The 15,665-nt window shown below is 54.6% G+C and carries 15 protein-coding genes; 4 read left to right on the top strand and 11 right to left on the bottom strand.

Annotation, left to right across the window (positions count from 1 at the left end; all coding sequences use genetic code 11):
* Nucleotides 1-92: 92 nt before the first annotated feature.
* The 10 genes from ghrB to KWG64_RS11475 all read right to left on the bottom strand — a co-directional run bounded on the left by ghrB (nt 93) and on the right by KWG64_RS11475 (nt 11,070).
* The gene (ghrB, locus tag KWG64_RS11430) at nt 93-1,070 is read right to left on the bottom strand and encodes a glyoxylate/hydroxypyruvate reductase GhrB (protein WP_218521940.1); all 978 of its coding nucleotides are present in this window, start codon (nt 1,068-1,070) and stop codon (nt 93-95) included.
* Nucleotides 1,071-1,084: 14 nt separating this feature from the next.
* Nucleotides 1,085-2,362 (bottom strand): MFS transporter, encoded by a 1,278-nt coding sequence (locus tag KWG64_RS11435; RefSeq protein ID WP_195825574.1) that lies wholly within the window; start codon nt 2,360-2,362, stop codon nt 1,085-1,087.
* A 28-nt stretch (nt 2,363-2,390) separates the two neighbouring features.
* A complete protein-coding gene (locus KWG64_RS11440; protein ID WP_218521941.1) occupies nt 2,391-3,140 on the bottom strand; it encodes a sugar phosphate isomerase/epimerase in 750 nt (249 codons plus the stop codon).
* Nucleotides 3,141-3,351: 211 nt separating this feature from the next.
* Nucleotides 3,352-4,386 carry a LacI family DNA-binding transcriptional regulator gene (locus KWG64_RS11445; RefSeq protein WP_218521942.1) on the bottom strand — a complete coding sequence of 345 codons (1,035 nt, stop codon included), beginning with the start codon at nt 4,384-4,386 and terminating at the stop codon, nt 3,352-3,354.
* 67 nt (nt 4,387-4,453) lie between these two features.
* On the bottom strand, nt 4,454-5,740 hold the full coding sequence (locus tag KWG64_RS11450; protein ID WP_195814949.1) for an MFS transporter: 1,287 nt from the start codon (nt 5,738-5,740) through the stop codon (nt 4,454-4,456).
* A gap of 57 nt (nt 5,741-5,797) precedes the next feature.
* Entirely contained in the window at nt 5,798-7,924 is a 2,127-nt protein-coding gene (locus KWG64_RS11455) for an alpha-galactosidase (RefSeq protein ID WP_218521943.1), read from the bottom strand.
* 141 nt (nt 7,925-8,065) lie between these two features.
* Complete coding sequence (locus KWG64_RS11460) at nt 8,066-9,073, bottom strand: substrate-binding domain-containing protein (RefSeq protein ID WP_218521944.1); 1,008 nt, start codon at nt 9,071-9,073, stop codon at nt 8,066-8,068.
* Nucleotides 9,074-9,177: 104 nt separating this feature from the next.
* A complete protein-coding gene (locus KWG64_RS11465) occupies nt 9,178-9,840 on the bottom strand; it encodes an OmpA family lipoprotein (RefSeq protein WP_195814946.1) in 663 nt (220 codons plus the stop codon).
* A gap of 223 nt (nt 9,841-10,063) precedes the next feature.
* A complete protein-coding gene (locus KWG64_RS11470) occupies nt 10,064-10,507 on the bottom strand; it encodes an N-acetyltransferase (RefSeq protein ID WP_218521945.1) in 444 nt (147 codons plus the stop codon).
* Complete coding sequence (locus tag KWG64_RS11475; protein WP_195825580.1) at nt 10,504-11,070, bottom strand: DNA-3-methyladenine glycosylase I; 567 nt, start codon at nt 11,068-11,070, stop codon at nt 10,504-10,506. Before KWG64_RS11475 ends, KWG64_RS11470 begins: the two co-directional genes overlap by 4 nt.
* Before the next feature lie 183 nt (nt 11,071-11,253).
* Between KWG64_RS11475 and KWG64_RS11480 the strand changes: the two genes are divergently transcribed.
* Nucleotides 11,254-13,248 carry an autotransporter outer membrane beta-barrel domain-containing protein gene (locus tag KWG64_RS11480; protein ID WP_218521946.1) on the top strand — a complete coding sequence of 665 codons (1,995 nt, stop codon included), beginning with the start codon at nt 11,254-11,256 and terminating at the stop codon, nt 13,246-13,248.
* 21 nt (nt 13,249-13,269) lie between these two features.
* Here the strand turns inward: KWG64_RS11480 and KWG64_RS11485 are convergent, their stop codons facing one another.
* Nucleotides 13,270-13,884, bottom strand: coding sequence for a hypothetical protein (locus KWG64_RS11485; RefSeq protein ID WP_218521947.1), 615 nt, complete (start codon nt 13,882-13,884; stop codon nt 13,270-13,272).
* A 230-nt stretch (nt 13,885-14,114) separates the two neighbouring features.
* Here KWG64_RS11485 and KWG64_RS11490 point away from each other — a divergent pair, with 230 nt between their 5' ends.
* From KWG64_RS11490 to glyQ, 3 genes are all read left to right on the top strand, one after another.
* Nucleotides 14,115-14,363, top strand: coding sequence for a type II toxin-antitoxin system Phd/YefM family antitoxin (locus KWG64_RS11490; RefSeq protein ID WP_152323719.1), 249 nt, complete (start codon nt 14,115-14,117; stop codon nt 14,361-14,363).
* Entirely contained in the window at nt 14,353-14,637 is a 285-nt protein-coding gene (locus tag KWG64_RS11495) for a type II toxin-antitoxin system RelE/ParE family toxin (RefSeq protein WP_218521948.1), read from the top strand. Before KWG64_RS11490 ends, KWG64_RS11495 begins: the two co-directional genes overlap by 11 nt.
* Nucleotides 14,638-14,748: 111 nt before the next feature.
* Nucleotides 14,749-15,663, top strand: a complete 915-nt coding sequence (gene glyQ / locus KWG64_RS11500) for a glycine--tRNA ligase subunit alpha (RefSeq protein ID WP_014333298.1) — start codon at nt 14,749-14,751, stop codon at nt 15,661-15,663.
* The last annotated feature ends 2 nt before the right edge of the window (nt 15,664-15,665 follow it).

Here is a 15,665-nt window from a genome sequence, read left to right on the forward strand (position 1 = left end):
TAACGCCTGAGGCAAAGCAGTGCAATCCGACCACGGGGTTTTGAATTGTCCTTCCCCTTCAAAACAACTGAAAGGGAAGGAAAGGAAGGGAATTACTTTCTGAGAACTTCCGGATTCACGCAGAACTGTTTAACGTCACCGTTCAGGGCGGCGATCAGGTTATCCACCGCGCAGGCCGCCATATCGTAACGGGTCTGATGCGTCGCGGAACCCACGTGCGGCAGCGCCACCACGTTGGGCAGGCTCAGCAGCGGGGAATCTTTCGGCAACGGTTCTTTCTCAAACACGTCCATCCCGGCACCATAAATCGTCCCGTCTTTCAGCGCTTCAATCAGCGCTGGTTCATCAATGACCGGGCCACGACCGGCGCTGACCAGCACGGCGCTGGACTTCATTTTCGCCAGCTGTTCCTTGCCGATCAGGTGGAACGTCTCTTTGGTCATAGGCAGCAGAACACAGACGAAATCTGATTTCTCCAGCAGTTCGTCCAGCTCACATTTGCGTGCGCCAAAACGCTCTTCCGCTTCGGTATGCTGACTGCGTGCGTTGTACAGAATCGGCATATCAAAACCGAAATGCGCACGTTGCGCGAGCGCCAGGCCGATGCGGCCCATACCCACGATGCCCATGGTTTTGTGGTGAACATCAATGCCGAACCAGTCCGGGCCTACGTTTTGTGTCCATTCGCCCGCTTTCACACGTTCGGCCAGATTCACGACGCGGCGGGCAGTCGCCAGCACCAGCGCCATCACGGTATCGGCGACCGTATCGGTCAGCGCGGTCGGGGTATGCATCAGCGGGATTTCACGACGCGTCAGCTCTGCGACATCAAAATTATCGTAGCCTACGGAGCTGGTGGAAACGGCGCGCAGGCGCGGCGCGTGATCCAGCAAATCTTTATCCACCCGCCCGCCTGAGCCCAGCAACCCTTCTGCGTTCTGCAATGCGTCTAAAACCTGCGCACGGTTTTCTTCAGTGATGTCATCAAATTGAGTGATGGCGAAATGCTGTTCCAGGCGTTGTTGCAGGTCTGCGGGTTGTTTCTTATACACAACGATAGACGGCTTCATCAATTACAACTCCCTCAGGTTAAGGAAACTTCTTTTTGTTTCATTTCAGATTGTCGCGGTTTTACCAGCAGGGTTAATCCTGCGGAAACCAGTAACGAGACGGCCATAAAAATAAAGGAGGCTGCCGGGCTGCCCGTATTACCGTTCAGATAGCCGACAAACCAGGAACCAAAGAACGAGCCAAGCGCTCCGAGGCTGTTGATTAACGCCATTGCGCCGCCGGAAACATTCTTCGGCAGCATTTCAGGAATGATGGCGAAAAACGGGCCATACGGGGCATACATTGCCGCGGCAGCGACCACCAGTAAACTGTACGAAAGCCAGAAATTGTTTGTGCCAACGGCCCATGAACCAAAGAATGCCAGCGCGCCGACCAGTAAAAGCGGCCAGACAAATAACCGGCGGTTTTGCATTTTGTCAGAAGCCCACGACACCAGAATCATGGCGATAGTGGCCGCCAGGTACGGCACGGACGACAGCCAGCCCGCTTCGACCATGCCCATCGATTTCCCGTCGCGCAAAATCGACGGCAGCCACAATACAAAGCCGTACACGCCGATGCTCCAGAAGAAATATTGCAGGCAAAGGAAAATGACGTTCCGCGAACGGAAAGCGTCGCGATAACCGCCCACCGCCTGAATACTTTTCTGCTCTTTTTCCAGCTGTTCGGCCAGCGCTCTCTTCTCCTGACTGCTCAGCCAGCTGACTTCTTCGGGTTTATCCTTGACGGTAAACCACCAGATAATCGCCCAGATCACCGCCGGAATGCCCTCGAAAATAAACATCTCGCGCCAGCCGAACGACTTGATCAGATAGCCGGAAAGCACCGACATCCACAGCACCGTGACCGGATTGCCGAGGATCAGAAACGTATTGGCGCGCGAGCGCTCGGACTTCGTAAACCAGTTACTGATATACACCAGCATCGCGGGCATGACCGCGGCTTCCACCACGCCCAGCGCGAATCGGATCACTGCCAGCATCGGAATATCAGTGACGACACCGGTCAGCGAGGCGAATCCGCCCCACAGCAAAAGGCACCAGAAAATCAGCTTTTTAACGCTGCGCCGCTCGGCGTAAATCGTGCCGGGGATTTGGAAGAAGAAATAACCTAAGAAAAACAGCGCACCCAGCAGGGAGGACATACCTTTGGTGATGCCGAGATCGTCATTAATGCCCGCCGCCGACGCGAAACTGAAATTCGAGCGATCGACATAGGCCAGGCTGTACGTGATGAACACGACCGGCATGATGTACCACCACCGGCGGGCGGCGATCCCGGGCTGTTTCATGGCGATTTCTCCTGATGAGGCATCAGAATTATTGACGCAGCAGTTCGGTGTAATAACGCGTCACGGCGGTCAGGTCATCCCCTTCCAGCGGGAATTCGATGCCGCGCGGCACATCCTGAGGCAAAAGTTTTAACAGCGGTTCCCAGCTGCCGTCGCTGTTATCGAGCGCCACGGCGTGCCATTTTCCGTCGCGCTGTTCCGCCGCTTTTACATGCACATAACCCACATGGCGCGCCAGGCGTTCAGCGGCGGCGGTCGGATCCTGCCCCACCCACAGCCAGTTCGCTGTATCAAACGTCAGGCTCAACGGCAGATGCAGCGATTCCGCCGCAAACGCAAAGGCATTAATGCGCGACAAAATTCCGCAATCGCTCGACTGGTCATTTTCCACCACCAGTTTGACGGTCTGAGAATCCAGCAGTACGCGCAACGGCGTCAGATCCGCACCGGGTTCAAATTCGCCCAGCGAAAACTTAATGGTGCGGGCACCTAAAACATGCGCTTCGGAAAAATACTGTTTTGCATCCGGATTCAGTTTGCCGCCCGAAATGAACAGCGGGAAGGGCACTGAATAGACCGAAAACAGCCCGTGGCGCTTAATGTTTTCCGCCAGTTCGGGCAGGGCATCCAGTTCCTGCTCGCTGAACAATTCACGACGAATTTCCACACCGTCTGCCTGCGCGTCTGCAATGATTGAAAGCAGCGCGGCCTGCCCGCCAAGGGCCTTCACCACGCTGTTTCCGTAAGCGGCGGTTACAATGACGACTTCTCTTTTCATGCGTGTGTATCCTGGTAAACGCGCCACTGCGGCGGCGCAGGCGATCAAATCCAAAACATCATTTTAGTAAAACAAACGGCAGTTGGAGATGTTGTTAATGTTTTGTTTCGTTTTATACAACCTAATTGGAACCGGTTCCAATCAACAGGACAAAAGGCCAAAAACATGATCCCGCTCACGAAGAACGGGGCAGAAAACGGAGGAAAAAGAATCAGCGCGCTGCCGTGGAACCGCGTGCAATCAGCTCACCGGAGAATTCCAGGTCTTTAACGGGATCGGTATTTCCCTGTATCCGCGCGACCAGTTGGCCGAGCGCGGCCACGCCCATTTCGTAGGTTGGCTGTTTGAGCGTGGTGATCCCGACGCCTGCCAGTTCGGCCCAGACCAGTTCGTCAAAACCGGACAATCCGATGTCCTGCCCCCAGACAATCCCCAGCCGTCGCATGGCGCGCGCGACCTGCAATGTGAGCGTTCCGTTCACGCACATTACGGCTTTTCGTTTGTCGGGATGGCGGGCAATAAATTCACGAAGCAGATTATCCAGTCCGTCGGTATTCGAAATCTCAATCTCGCCCTGTTCGGCGATGTGATGCGGCGACTGCTGCATGCGCTGGAGGAAAGTACGCAGACGGTCGAAACGGGTATTAATAGTGGCGGGTTCGCTGATAAAAAGCAGAGCGTCGAAACCCTGTTGCAGAAGGTGATCGGTCATCATCTGTGTGGCTTCGACGTTGTTCAGGCCGATCACATCACAGGCGAAATTCGCGACTTTGCGGTCGATCAGCACCATCGGTAAATTGGCCTGTTGCAGTGTGGAAATCGCCGCTTCACGCATGCCGACGGCGTTCACGACAATACCGTCCACGCGATAACTGCTGAGCAATTGCAGGTAATGTTTTTCCTGATCGAGCTCGTTATTGGTGTTACACACCAGCAGCGTCAGCCCTTGCTGGCGGCAGGCGGCTTCGACGCCGCGCATGACTTCAACGGAATACGGGTTGGTGATATCGGCAATAATCAGCCCAATCAGACGCGTCTGGCCGCTTTTCAGGCTGCGCGCCATCTGGCTGGGCTGATAATCGAGCAGGGCGATCGCCCGTCCGATGCGCTCTTTTAACGCGTCGGACAGCAGGTCTTTTTCACCGTTGAGATAACGTGAAACGCTGGTTTTACCCGTTTTCGCGGCGCTGGCGACATCACGTATCGTGGCGCGTACCGGTGCGCCCGGCTCCTGTTTTTTGCTCACAACCTTTCTCCCGTCATGCTTGTCCCACGGAGACTAGCACAGAGTGCCGAAAGGCTGCATCCGTTACTCAGCGCAATCCTTCCGCCGGTCTGGCCGCCGGAACCGCCTGTTTCTCCGGCCGGTTACTCAGCGTAAATGCGGAAATAAGGGTGACGCCAAAGGCGATGCCGCCGAGGATCAGATAGGTATCGCTGAACCCGATGCGGTCATACAAACTGCCGGCGAACGCCGAAAGGAAAATCGCCGCCAGCTGTTTGGCAAAGTTAAACCCGATCAGATAAATGGTCGCCGAGAACCGGACATCAAAAATCTGCGTGATGTATTTGAATACGCCGACCAGCAGGAACGGCACTTCCAGCGCATGCAGCATTTTCAGTAAAATGACTTCGATGGCGGTGGTCGCAAATGACGAGCCGACAATGCGGATTGACATAATGGTGCCCGCCAGCAGCAGCGTATTTTTCGCGCCGATGCGGTTAATAATCCACGGCGAACAGAACATGATCAGCGCGTTGCACAGCTCGCCCGCGGTGGTGACGTAGCCGAACATTTCCGTGCCCTGCTGCGGTGAGGCAAAGAAGGTTTTGAAGAACGTGGCGAATTGCTGATCAAACACGTCGTAGACGCAGGCGACGCCGATCACGTACAAAATCAGCATCCACAGTTTGCGTTCTTTCAGCAGCAACGCCGCCGTTTTCAGCGAAAATTGCGGCTGATTGGCGCCCAGTTTATCCATCACCACGGCATTCTTGTTTTCCTGCGGACGGGAAATCAGCAGCAGAACCATCAGGATCAGCGCCGCGCCGGAACCCATCCAGAACACGATATTCGGGTTGATGTTAAACAGCACGCCCGCGGTTGAGGCGCAAATCCCCCAGCCAAAACAGCCGAACATCCGCGCCTTACCGTATTCAAAGGCGCTGTTGCGGCTGACCCTTTCGATATACGCCTCGGTTGCGCCGGAACCCCCGGCAAAAACGAAGCCGATATATGCGCCGCCGAGTATCGCGCCGAGCACGATATTGATTTTCAGCAGCGGGGCGAAGACGTAAATAAAGAACGGCGCAAACAGGAAAAGCAGCACCGCGATAATCCACAGCAGATGTTTTTTGAGGCCGAGCTTGTCAGAAATAACGCCGAAAATGGGCTGAAACAGAATCGCAAACAGCGACATGCTGGAGAACACGATGCCGGTTTCCGTTTTGCTCAGGCCGATAATGTCCGAAAGCCAGATCGGTAAAAACGGATAACAGGTCGCCATAATGAAGAAATAGAGGAAGAAATAGGCGCCAAATATCCAGAAGTTGGTATTTTTTTTATAGAAACAGCGATCGGAAGTTTGTGTAGGGTTCATAGTGATTTCCTTGCCGAAACCATGAAAACCGGCACCTGAGTACCGGCGTTATTTTTGTTATCTGATTTCTTCGAAGCCCAGAAGCAGGGCGCTTTCCGGATCCATCACCGGCAATGTCAGCCCGGCATTCGCCAGCCATTCACCGCTCAGCACCGGCGATTCGTGCAGCCATGCCGGTTGAACGCGCATGGTGTGGCCGCTTCCGCCGCCTGCCAGCAATTCCGGTTCATCCAGCACGGTGACGCGATAACGGGCGTCTGGCTTCAGCCCCGGCACCCGCAGCGTTCCCGGTAATGACCAGGTCGGCATCGCAAGCTGGCTGACCAGAAACACTGCGCGATCGCCGCTGTCGCTGACCACGCCGTTAATCAGCATGGAATCATCGTGACTGTCGACGCGGTACACATCGCCGCTGTGCAGCAATGGCCGGAGTTGCTGATGCAGGCGGGTATATTTCGCGAATCCGGCGCGTTCTGATTCGCCTTCTTTCACCGGATCCAGCTCAATGCCCATGTGCCCGAACAGTGCCGTCAGGCCGCGAAACGCAATGCTGTGCTGGCGCGATGTGGCGTGGCACAGCTTGTTGCCGATGTGCGATCCCATCACTTCCGGCGGGAAGAAATAGCTCATGCCGCGCTGAATTTTCTGTCGCTCCAGCGCGTCATTGTTGTCCGAAGTCCAGAAGCGGTGGCTACGCTTGAGTACCTCAAAATCAATGCGCCCGCCGCCGGAGGCGCAGGATTCAAACTCAATGTGCGGGAAGCGGCCGCCGAGTACGTCGAGCAGACGATAAAACTGCTGCGTCTGGTTTGTCAGCGCCGCGCGGCCTTCATGCCCCGGCTGAACAATTTCGCGGTTCATGTCCCATTTCACATAATCCACGTCGTGCTCGCCGAGCAGCCAGCTCATGCGTTCCACCAGATAATCAAAGACCTGCGGATTATTCAGATCGAGCACGAACTGATGGCGGCCACTCGGTTGCAGATAACCCGGCAACGCCAGCAGCCAGTCGGGATGCGCGCGGTACAAATCCGAATCCGGGTTAATCATTTCCGGTTCAACCCAGATACCAAATTCCATGCCGAGTTTTTTGACATGGTCAATCACCGGTTTCAGCCCGTTCGGGTATTTCTTCTCGTCGAGATACCAGTCGCCCAGTGCGGCGCGGTCATGATCGCGCCCGCGGAACCAGCCGTCGTCGATAATGAAGCGTTCAACGCCTAACGCCGCGGATTCGGTCGCCATCTGCATGATGTAGCCGGGATCGTGATCGAAATAAATGCCTTCCCAGGTATTGAGGTGCACCGGACGCGGTTTTTCCATCGGGAAGCGCAGGATCTGCTCACGTACAAACCGGTGAAACTGCTGGCTCATGCGGTTCAGGCCGCTGGCGGAATAACTGGCGTAGAGCCACGGCGTTTCCAGCGTTTCTCCTTCTTCGAGGCGCTGTTCGCCGGGGAAATACAGCGCTTCAGCCTGCACCACGCGGCGGCCATCGGTTTTGATATCTGCCCGCAGGCGATGATTGCCACTCCAGCCCAGATGCATTCCCCAGACTTCGCCCTGATCTTCGCCAAAACCCGGATGACCGATCATCACCGCCGGAAAATGTTCAGAAGAAGTTTTGCCGCGACGGTTTTCCTGAATGACGCCGCCGTGATCCAGCAACGTGCGGTGCGGCTGAAACTCTTTGATCCAGCGGCCATGAAACGCCATCACTTCGGCAGCGCGCTCCGGCAGCGGCAGCGTAACGGCCAGACGCGTCAGCTGATAAGTGCCGGGTTTCAGGTTGGTCAGCGCATTTCGTGCCTGCAAAACACCGCTGGCATCCAGATGCAGTTCACTGCGAAATTGCAGCCCGGCGATCGGGTCTTCGGTGGTGATGGTCAGCTGATTACCGTGGTGCCTGACGTCCGTCGTATTGAAGACCGGCGACCAGTCCAGGCCGTCGCGATGGCCTTCGACGCCCGGATTTCCGAACGAACCGCGGCCAGAATCGGCGCTGAGATTAACCGGTGCATCGGCATCAATGCGGCCATTGGGTACTGCGCGGCTCAGGGAAATCAGGTCTTCCGCTGAAAACTGGCTGAGGCGTTTTCCCCAGTAAAGGATTTCGGCAAACGGCGTGCAGCGCACGATCAGGCTGGTGTGTTCACTGGTTAAATGGACGGTCTGGTTTTCCATATTGTCACAACTCCACAAGGGTAAAATGCGGCGATAAAACGCGATTTTGTGGAGTAACTATTGATCCGAAACGTTTCGGATTGGAAATGTGACAGTTCAAATTTGTGATATAGGGTGGAAAAATAATCTAAAGATGAAGTATCAGCGTGGTGGATGTGCGGTGACGCCCGCCTGCAATTCCGGCTGCCAGAGAACCTGCAAATTCTTCAGGGGTTCGTTGCGGATCAGCGCCCGCGTCATGTCGGCAATTTGCAGCCCGACCGCTTCGCGCGTGCCCTGACGGACAGCCGTGACGGCGACGCTGGGCACGCTGTCGGAAGGTAATCCGTCAAAAATAATCAGCGAAACGCCGCCGCTGAGCAGCAAACCGGCTTCGTGCAACGCCAGCGCCGCGCCTTCGCCGTGCATATTGCAGTCGCAGACCAGTGCGGTTGGCGGCTGAGGTAACGCCAGCAGCGCCTGCGTGGCCTGATAACCGGCACGACGGCTGGGGCTGACTTTATGCGCGTAATCCGGATTGAACGGCAGATGGTTCGCCCGCAAGCCATCGAGATAGCCCTGATGGCGCTGCCCGATAAACGACTGCTGATTGTTCTCGCCGAGAAACGCGATACGGCTGTGGCCAAGTGCGGCCAGATGATCGACCGCCATCTGCATTCCGGCGCGGTTATCGAAATCAAACCAGGCGTAATCCTGCGTCAGACACTGGCTGCGCCCCAGCGCCAGAAACGGGAAATTACGCTGCTGCAAATCCAGCAGACGCGGATCGTTATCCAGTGTATGCGCCACCAGCATGGCATCCACGCGTTTACTTTCGATCAGCCGCCGCCACGAAAACGTGCCGAGTTCGTCCGGTACCAGCAGCAAATCGATTTCATATTTCGCCAGTTCGCGGGTGATACAGCCGACCATTTCGATAAACGCAGAATTGCTTAAGGGGTGGGAAGTGAAGGGGAAAATCAGCCCGACGGCGTCGATCTTGCCCATTTTCAACCGGCGGGCGAGGGTGTTTGGCCGGTAGCCGCGTAAATCTGCTGCCGCCTGAACCCGCGCTTTGGTATCCGCTGAAACGTCATCGTAACCGTTCAGCGCACGGCTGACGGTGGTGACAGAGAGACCGAGATCTTTCGCGATAGCTTTCAGCGACATACTGATTTCCGTTTCACAAATAAGGGAAAATTCTTTGGCGGAGGATAGCACAAACGAAAAAACGGGGCCCTGAGGCTCCGTTCTTATTTTGGATCTGACCGCGATTACTGCATCGGGCTGAGGGTGATTTCCACGCGGCGGTTCTGCGCTTTACCGGCCTCAGTGCTGTTGCTGGCAATCGGATTATCCGGGCCTGCGCCGGTCGTCCGCACGCGGCTGCCTTCAACGCCTTGCGTGATAAGCGCGCTGCCGACGCCGTCAGCACGTTGCTGCGACAGCTTCATGTTGAGCGCACGGGTACCGGTGCTGTCGGTGTAACCGACGACGTTAACGGCGGTTTTCGGATACTCTTTCAGTACCATCGCCACGCCGGTCAGTGTATTAGCACCTGCCGGTTTCAGCGTGCTGCTGTTGGTGTCGAAGGTCACGTTGTTCGGCATATTCAGTACGATATTGTCGCCCTGACGGGTCACGCTAACGCCGGTGCCTTTCATTTTGTCGCGCAGTTTAGATTCCTGCACATCCATGTAATAACCCGCACCGCCACCCAGTGCAGCACCTGCCGCCGCCCCGATCAGCGCGCCTTTGCCGCGATCGTGTTTGGATGAAGAAAGCATGCCGACGCCCGCGCCGAGTGCGGCACCGATACCCGCGCCAATGCCGGATTTGCCTGCTTCTGATTCCCCGGTGTAAGGGTTGGTGGTACAGGCGGAAAGGCCCATCGTCACACACAGCACGCCTGCAACCACTAGAAGTCTTTTGTTCATCTTATTTCCTTTCTGGATGTTTATTTTTTCAGAACTTTACTGCGGCATTATGACTGCTCTTTTTACGGCAAGTTGCACAGAAAAAGGTGTCAAAACATAAACAAATGCAACAGGCAGAGTTCAGCCCTGCGGCGTTCTGGCGCTCTTTATGCGCAATTTCGGGGCGTTAAGCAGTAGGAGAATTCCGGTTATCTGTTTTTGTATTTTTGCGGATTTTGGGAACTTATTCGGAAAGGGGATGGAACCAGCGGAGGATCCAGGTGGGCATGTCGGTGCCGGGATGGCGGGTTTCGGCGGTGATCTCAAAGTTTTCCTTACGATAGAACGCCATTGCACGGTGGTTTTGCTGATACACCTCGAGCAGCAGAACCGGATATTCCTCTTTGGCCGCCGCCATCAGACGTTGCGCGGTGCCGTCGCCGTAGCGGCTTTCTTCCACAAACAGCGCGCCGATAAACTGCTGATTCAGCACGCTGATAAAGCCGCTGATATGACCTTTTTCGTCACACTCTATCCAGGTCCGGGCTTTAGGCAGAAAATCTTCCCTCACCATTTGCAGGCTTTCAATCCAATAGGATTCGGCAATAAAAGAGTGTGATATCAGAGAACTGCGCAGCCAGAGCAACAGAATGGCTTCGTGATCGGCGGGCTGCGCAAGGCGGATCATGACGGCTGGTTCGCCGGATGGCAGAAGCAATAAGACTGATGATCGTTCACCAGCCCGGCCGCCTGCATAAAGGCATAACAAATCGTTGAGCCGATAAACTTAAAGCCTTTCTTTTTCAGCGCCTTGGACATTGCATCGGACACCGTTGTTTTGGCCGGAACGCCTTCAGGGCCGAGCGGATTATTGATGACCGGTTGATTGCCCACGAAGCTCCAGATGAAATCTGAGAAGTCCTCGCCGCTGGCCTGCATCGCCAGATAAGCCTGTGCGTTGCCAATAATGGCTTTGATTTTTCCCCGATGACGAATGATACCGGCATCAAGCACCAGGCGTTCGACGTCGTCGTCGGTCATTTTGGCAATTTTCACCGGATCAAACGCGTGGAAGTTCTGGCGGTAATTTTCGCGCTTTCTCAGCACGGTTATCCACGAAAGCCCGGCCTGCTGGCCTTCGAGGCACAACATCTCAAACAACTCGCGGCCATCTTTGACCGGCACGCCCCATTCTTTGTCGTGGTAATCGAGGTAAATCGGTTCTTTAGAAACCCAGCTACAGCGCGTCATCTCGTTTTCTCCTTGAAAGCGTGGGCTCCAGTGTGTGGTTTCTCGGATAACTCTGCAACGTCGCAATTTGCGCACCGTGAACTTGACGCTGGTCGGATCTGAACAATATTTAAAGCCATTCATTACGAATTCCTTACATTTAATCAGGGGCATGCGCCGCTGTAACTTCAGGAAAACAGGTTTATGGCAGGCACAAAAAAGTACGCAACACGGCTGACGCAGGGCGCATTCGCCGTGGCGTTATGCCTCGGAACGCAGGCTTCAGCGCAGGCTTACGATCAGCTTTATGTTTTTGGCGACAGTCTGAGTGATACCGGCAATATCGGCCGCTGGACCTTCGACAGCAACACGCATCAGCTGTATGACGAGATTCTGGCGAACAATATCGGCACGACCTTAAAACCCTCTTCGCAAGGCGGGCTGAACTATGCCGAAGGCGGCGGCGTCGCGGTGCCGGGGCTGGATTCTGATTACACCACGCAGGATCAGGTGAAAAGTTATCTGGCCTCGACCGGCGGCAAAGCCGATCCCAACGGGCTGTATATTCACTGGATTGGCGGTAACGATCTCGCGGCGGCGGCGCTCAATCCGCTGAACGCGCTGGATATCGCCACCAACAGCGCGACGCAGGCCGCGTCCCAGGTGAACGATTTGCTGAAAGCGGGTGCCGGAACGGTGATTGTGCCGACGGTGCCAAATATTGGTCTGACGCCGGTTCTGATGGAAGGGATTATTCAGGTCGGATTGCTGCCGGTTCAGCAGCAGGCGCTGGAAGCGGCCTATCAATATCTGAATGCGCAGAACACGCCGGACGCGGCGGCGCGTACTGAAGCGATTCATAGTGCGCTTGCGGCCGCGGCGGCTGAAGGTTCAGGTATTCCGCTGGTTCAGGATGTGATCGCGAAAGGGCTGGCCGCCGCTTATGACGCACTGAAAGACGTCGCAGGTGGGCTGACCGACACTTATAACACGACCGAGGATATTGCGCTGGCGAAAACCGGCGGCAATATTGCGCGCGTAGATATTAACGGTTTGTTTAATGAAGTGATCGCCGACCCGGCGCTGTACGGCTTCGCGAATACGGCGGGCACGGCTTGCCCGGTCGGGACTTCAGCTTCCGAATGTACGTCAAATCTGCCGGGTTTCGACAGCAGCAAAGCTTTCCTGTTTGCTGACCATTTTCACCCGACACCGCAGGCGCACGCGCTGATCGCCGAATACATGCAGTCCGTGCTCAACGGCCCGCTTGAAGCGACGGCGCTGAATAAGGGCTCTCTGGCGCTGGCGCGAAATACGCAGGGAATTCTCGACAGCCGTTATCAGCAATTGCGCACGCAGGATAACGACGCCGGAACCTTCGGCATGTTCGGCGGTTACGCCGGGCAAAGTGCGGACAGCAAAATTAACCCGTCGCTGGGTGATGGCTCCCTGACCTCGAATTCGCTCAATATCGGGATGGATTATCAGATGACCGATCGCTGGATGATGGGGCTGATGATTTCCGGTTCCGACGATAAACAGGATCCGACTGACCACTACAGCTACCGCACGCGTGGCTGGATGGCGACGGCGTTTACCGGCGTGAAAATCGCCGACAACGGCTGGATAAACGGCGATGTCCACTACGGCTCGCTGAATTATGACGACATCAACCGCAGCATCAAACTCGGGCCAACCACCCGTACTGAGCGCGGCGAAACAGACGGTAAGCAGATTGGCGGTCGCGTCACCGCCGGCTGGGATTTCCCGATTTTACCGGTGCTGAAAACCGGCCCGGTGGCGCAGTACAGCTGGGATTACAGCAACATTGAGGGTTACAGCGAGAAGGGTAATAACAGCACGTCGATGCGCTTTGGCGACCAGACCTCGCACTCACAAATCGGCGCGCTGGGCTGGCGTCTGAATGCGGAGCTGGGCATCGTGAATCCGTATGCGCAGGTCACGTATGACCGCCAGTTCGGCGACAAAACCTATACCGCGACCGGCGCCATCAAATCCACCCGCACGCATTTTAGCCGCACCACCGGCGAGCAGGACGACGACTGGGTCGATATGACCATGGGCGCCAACGTCCAGATCACCCACAGCATTTCCGCCTTCGCCGCTGTCTCCCAGACCACTGGCCTGGATTCCGGCGAACAAACGTCCTACAACGCGGGGATCAGCGCAAGATTTTAAATTAATTTTCCTGGCTGATTTCTACAACGCTAATAATGAATCCAAGCCACTGATTAAGGTGGTTTGTTTTCGCTTAGTGCGTTTTAAGAAGGCGGTAACAAATCCACTTTCTGAATTTTCGCGTTCAGACAGAACCCACTTTTCGCTGAACACCATGAAAAGGTTGCGGGATGTCCTGACAAACCGAAGAACCAGAATGAAGAGAGCGATAAATAAAACAGCTTGAATGGCAATATCAGAGGAACTGAATTGCATGAAATAAGGCCACGACTGGCTGATCGTTAAGAAGAGGGCAAAACCCTGAATGATGATTTTTACAACAAACATCCTGGTATAAAAGGTTTTAAGTAATTCTTTATTCATGAAAAAAGGATTACTCAGAGAGCTGTGGGAATCTCGTACTGGTATTCCATGGACATAGATCATCCACTCACTTTTTTTCTCCGGCATGTAAATCAAAGCCTGATCCTTGAGGCGATGTAAGTGAACTGACATGCCGACCGGGAAAATCAGGCCGACACAAACCATGTAAACTAATGGCCCGTTTACATGGAAAAATCCCAGTCCAAGGCTGATTACAACGGTAAGTAAAATTACTGGTTTATGTATCCAAAGACTTGTTGATAGATACTTCATTAGCGGTGCTTCCTTGCGGTGTTATTAAGATTTCCGTTGGAGTGTCGTGTGCCTGATTAGTTTCATTATCACTCAGTGTTTAAATGGTTATTATTTTGATCTCCCGGATTCCGGCGAACAAACGTCCTACAACGCGGGGTTCAGCGCAAGATTTTAAAAGCATCTTAAAGGGTGCTTTTAAAGATGCTTTTAAGGCTATAATAACGGCATAGTGTGACAGGAGAAAAGCTATGCCGTTTGAAATACTCACTTCCTCAGCCGCCAGTATTACCGAGCTAAAACGTGATCCGATGGGGACGTTCTCCGCCGGAGAAGGTGAAGCCGTGGCGATCCTTAACCGCAATGAACCAGCCTTTTACTGTGTTCCACCAGAGGTTTACGCCTATTTCCTGAGTCTTGCAGAAGACGTGGAACTGAACCGCATAATGGATGCGCGGCAGGGCGAAGAAAGGATAAGGCTGACACTGGATGACTTATAAAATCGATTTTCTGAAGTCAGCCCTGAAAGAATGGAAGGCGCTGGCACCTCCCATTAAAGACCAGTTTAAAAAGAAACTCGCTGAGCGGCTCGAAAATCCTCATGTAGCTTCTGCCCGTTTATGTGGCCCAAAAACTAACCGTTATAAAATTAAATTGAAGAGCCTCGGCTACCGTCTGGTCTATCAGGTTGAGGATCAGGAAATCGTGGTAATTGTTGTCGCGATTGGTAAACGTGAGGGCAATGAAGCCTATAAACTGGCAGAGAAGCGCTGAATACTGGCGTTTTTAAGGTAATTCACTGGGATCTGTTGTGTGATTATCTTCCGTTCAGCGGGTATACTGTCCGACTCTTTATAAACCCACTTTCTCGCGTGCGAATCCAACATGCAAAAGTTTGATACCAAGACATTTCAGGGCCTGATCCTGACACTGCAAGATTATTGGGCGCAGCAGGGCTGCACCATTGTTCAACCGCTGGATATGGAAGTCGGCGCGGGCACCTCGCACCCGATGACCAGCCTGCGCGCACTCGGCCCTGAGCCTTTTGCGGCAGCCTATGTTCAGCCTTCCCGCCGCCCGACCGATGGTCGCTACGGTGAGAACCCGAACCGCCTGCAACACTATTATCAGTTCCAGGTGATGATCAAACCGTCACCGGAAAACATTCAGGAACTCTACCTCGGTTCCCTGAAAGAGCTGGGTCTTGACCCGCTTATCCACGATATCCGCTTCGTAGAAGATAACTGGGAAAACCCGACGCTCGGCGCCTGGGGCCTCGGCTGGGAAGTGTGGCTGAACGGTATGGAAGTGACGCAGTTCACCTACTTCCAGCAGGTCGGCGGCCTGGAATGTAAACCTGTGACCGGTGAAATCACCTACGGTCTTGAGCGTCTGGCGATGTACATCCAGGGCGTAGACAGCGTTTACGATCTGGTCTGGAGCAACGGTCCGCTGGGCAAAACGACTTACGGCGACGTGTTCCATCAGAACGAAGTGGAGCAATCTACCTATAACTTCGAATACGCCGATGTCGATTTCCTGTTCACCTGTTTTGAACAGCACGAGAAAGAAGCGCAAACCCTGCTGGCTCTCGAAAAGCCGCTGGCACTGCCTGCTTACGAGCGCATCCTGAAAGCAGCACATTGCTTCAACCTGCTCGACGCGCGTAAAGCGATTTCTGTGACTGAACGTCAGCGCTACATTCTGCGCATCCGTACCCTGACTAAAGCGGTAGCTGAGGCGTATTACGCTTCCCGCGAAGTGCTGGGCTTCCCGATGTGCAAAAAGAACGAGAAGTGAGA

It is taken from the genome of Rahnella sp. PD12R (genome assembly GCF_019200965.1).
Lineage (GTDB): Bacteria > Pseudomonadota > Gammaproteobacteria > Enterobacterales > Enterobacteriaceae > Rahnella > Rahnella laticis.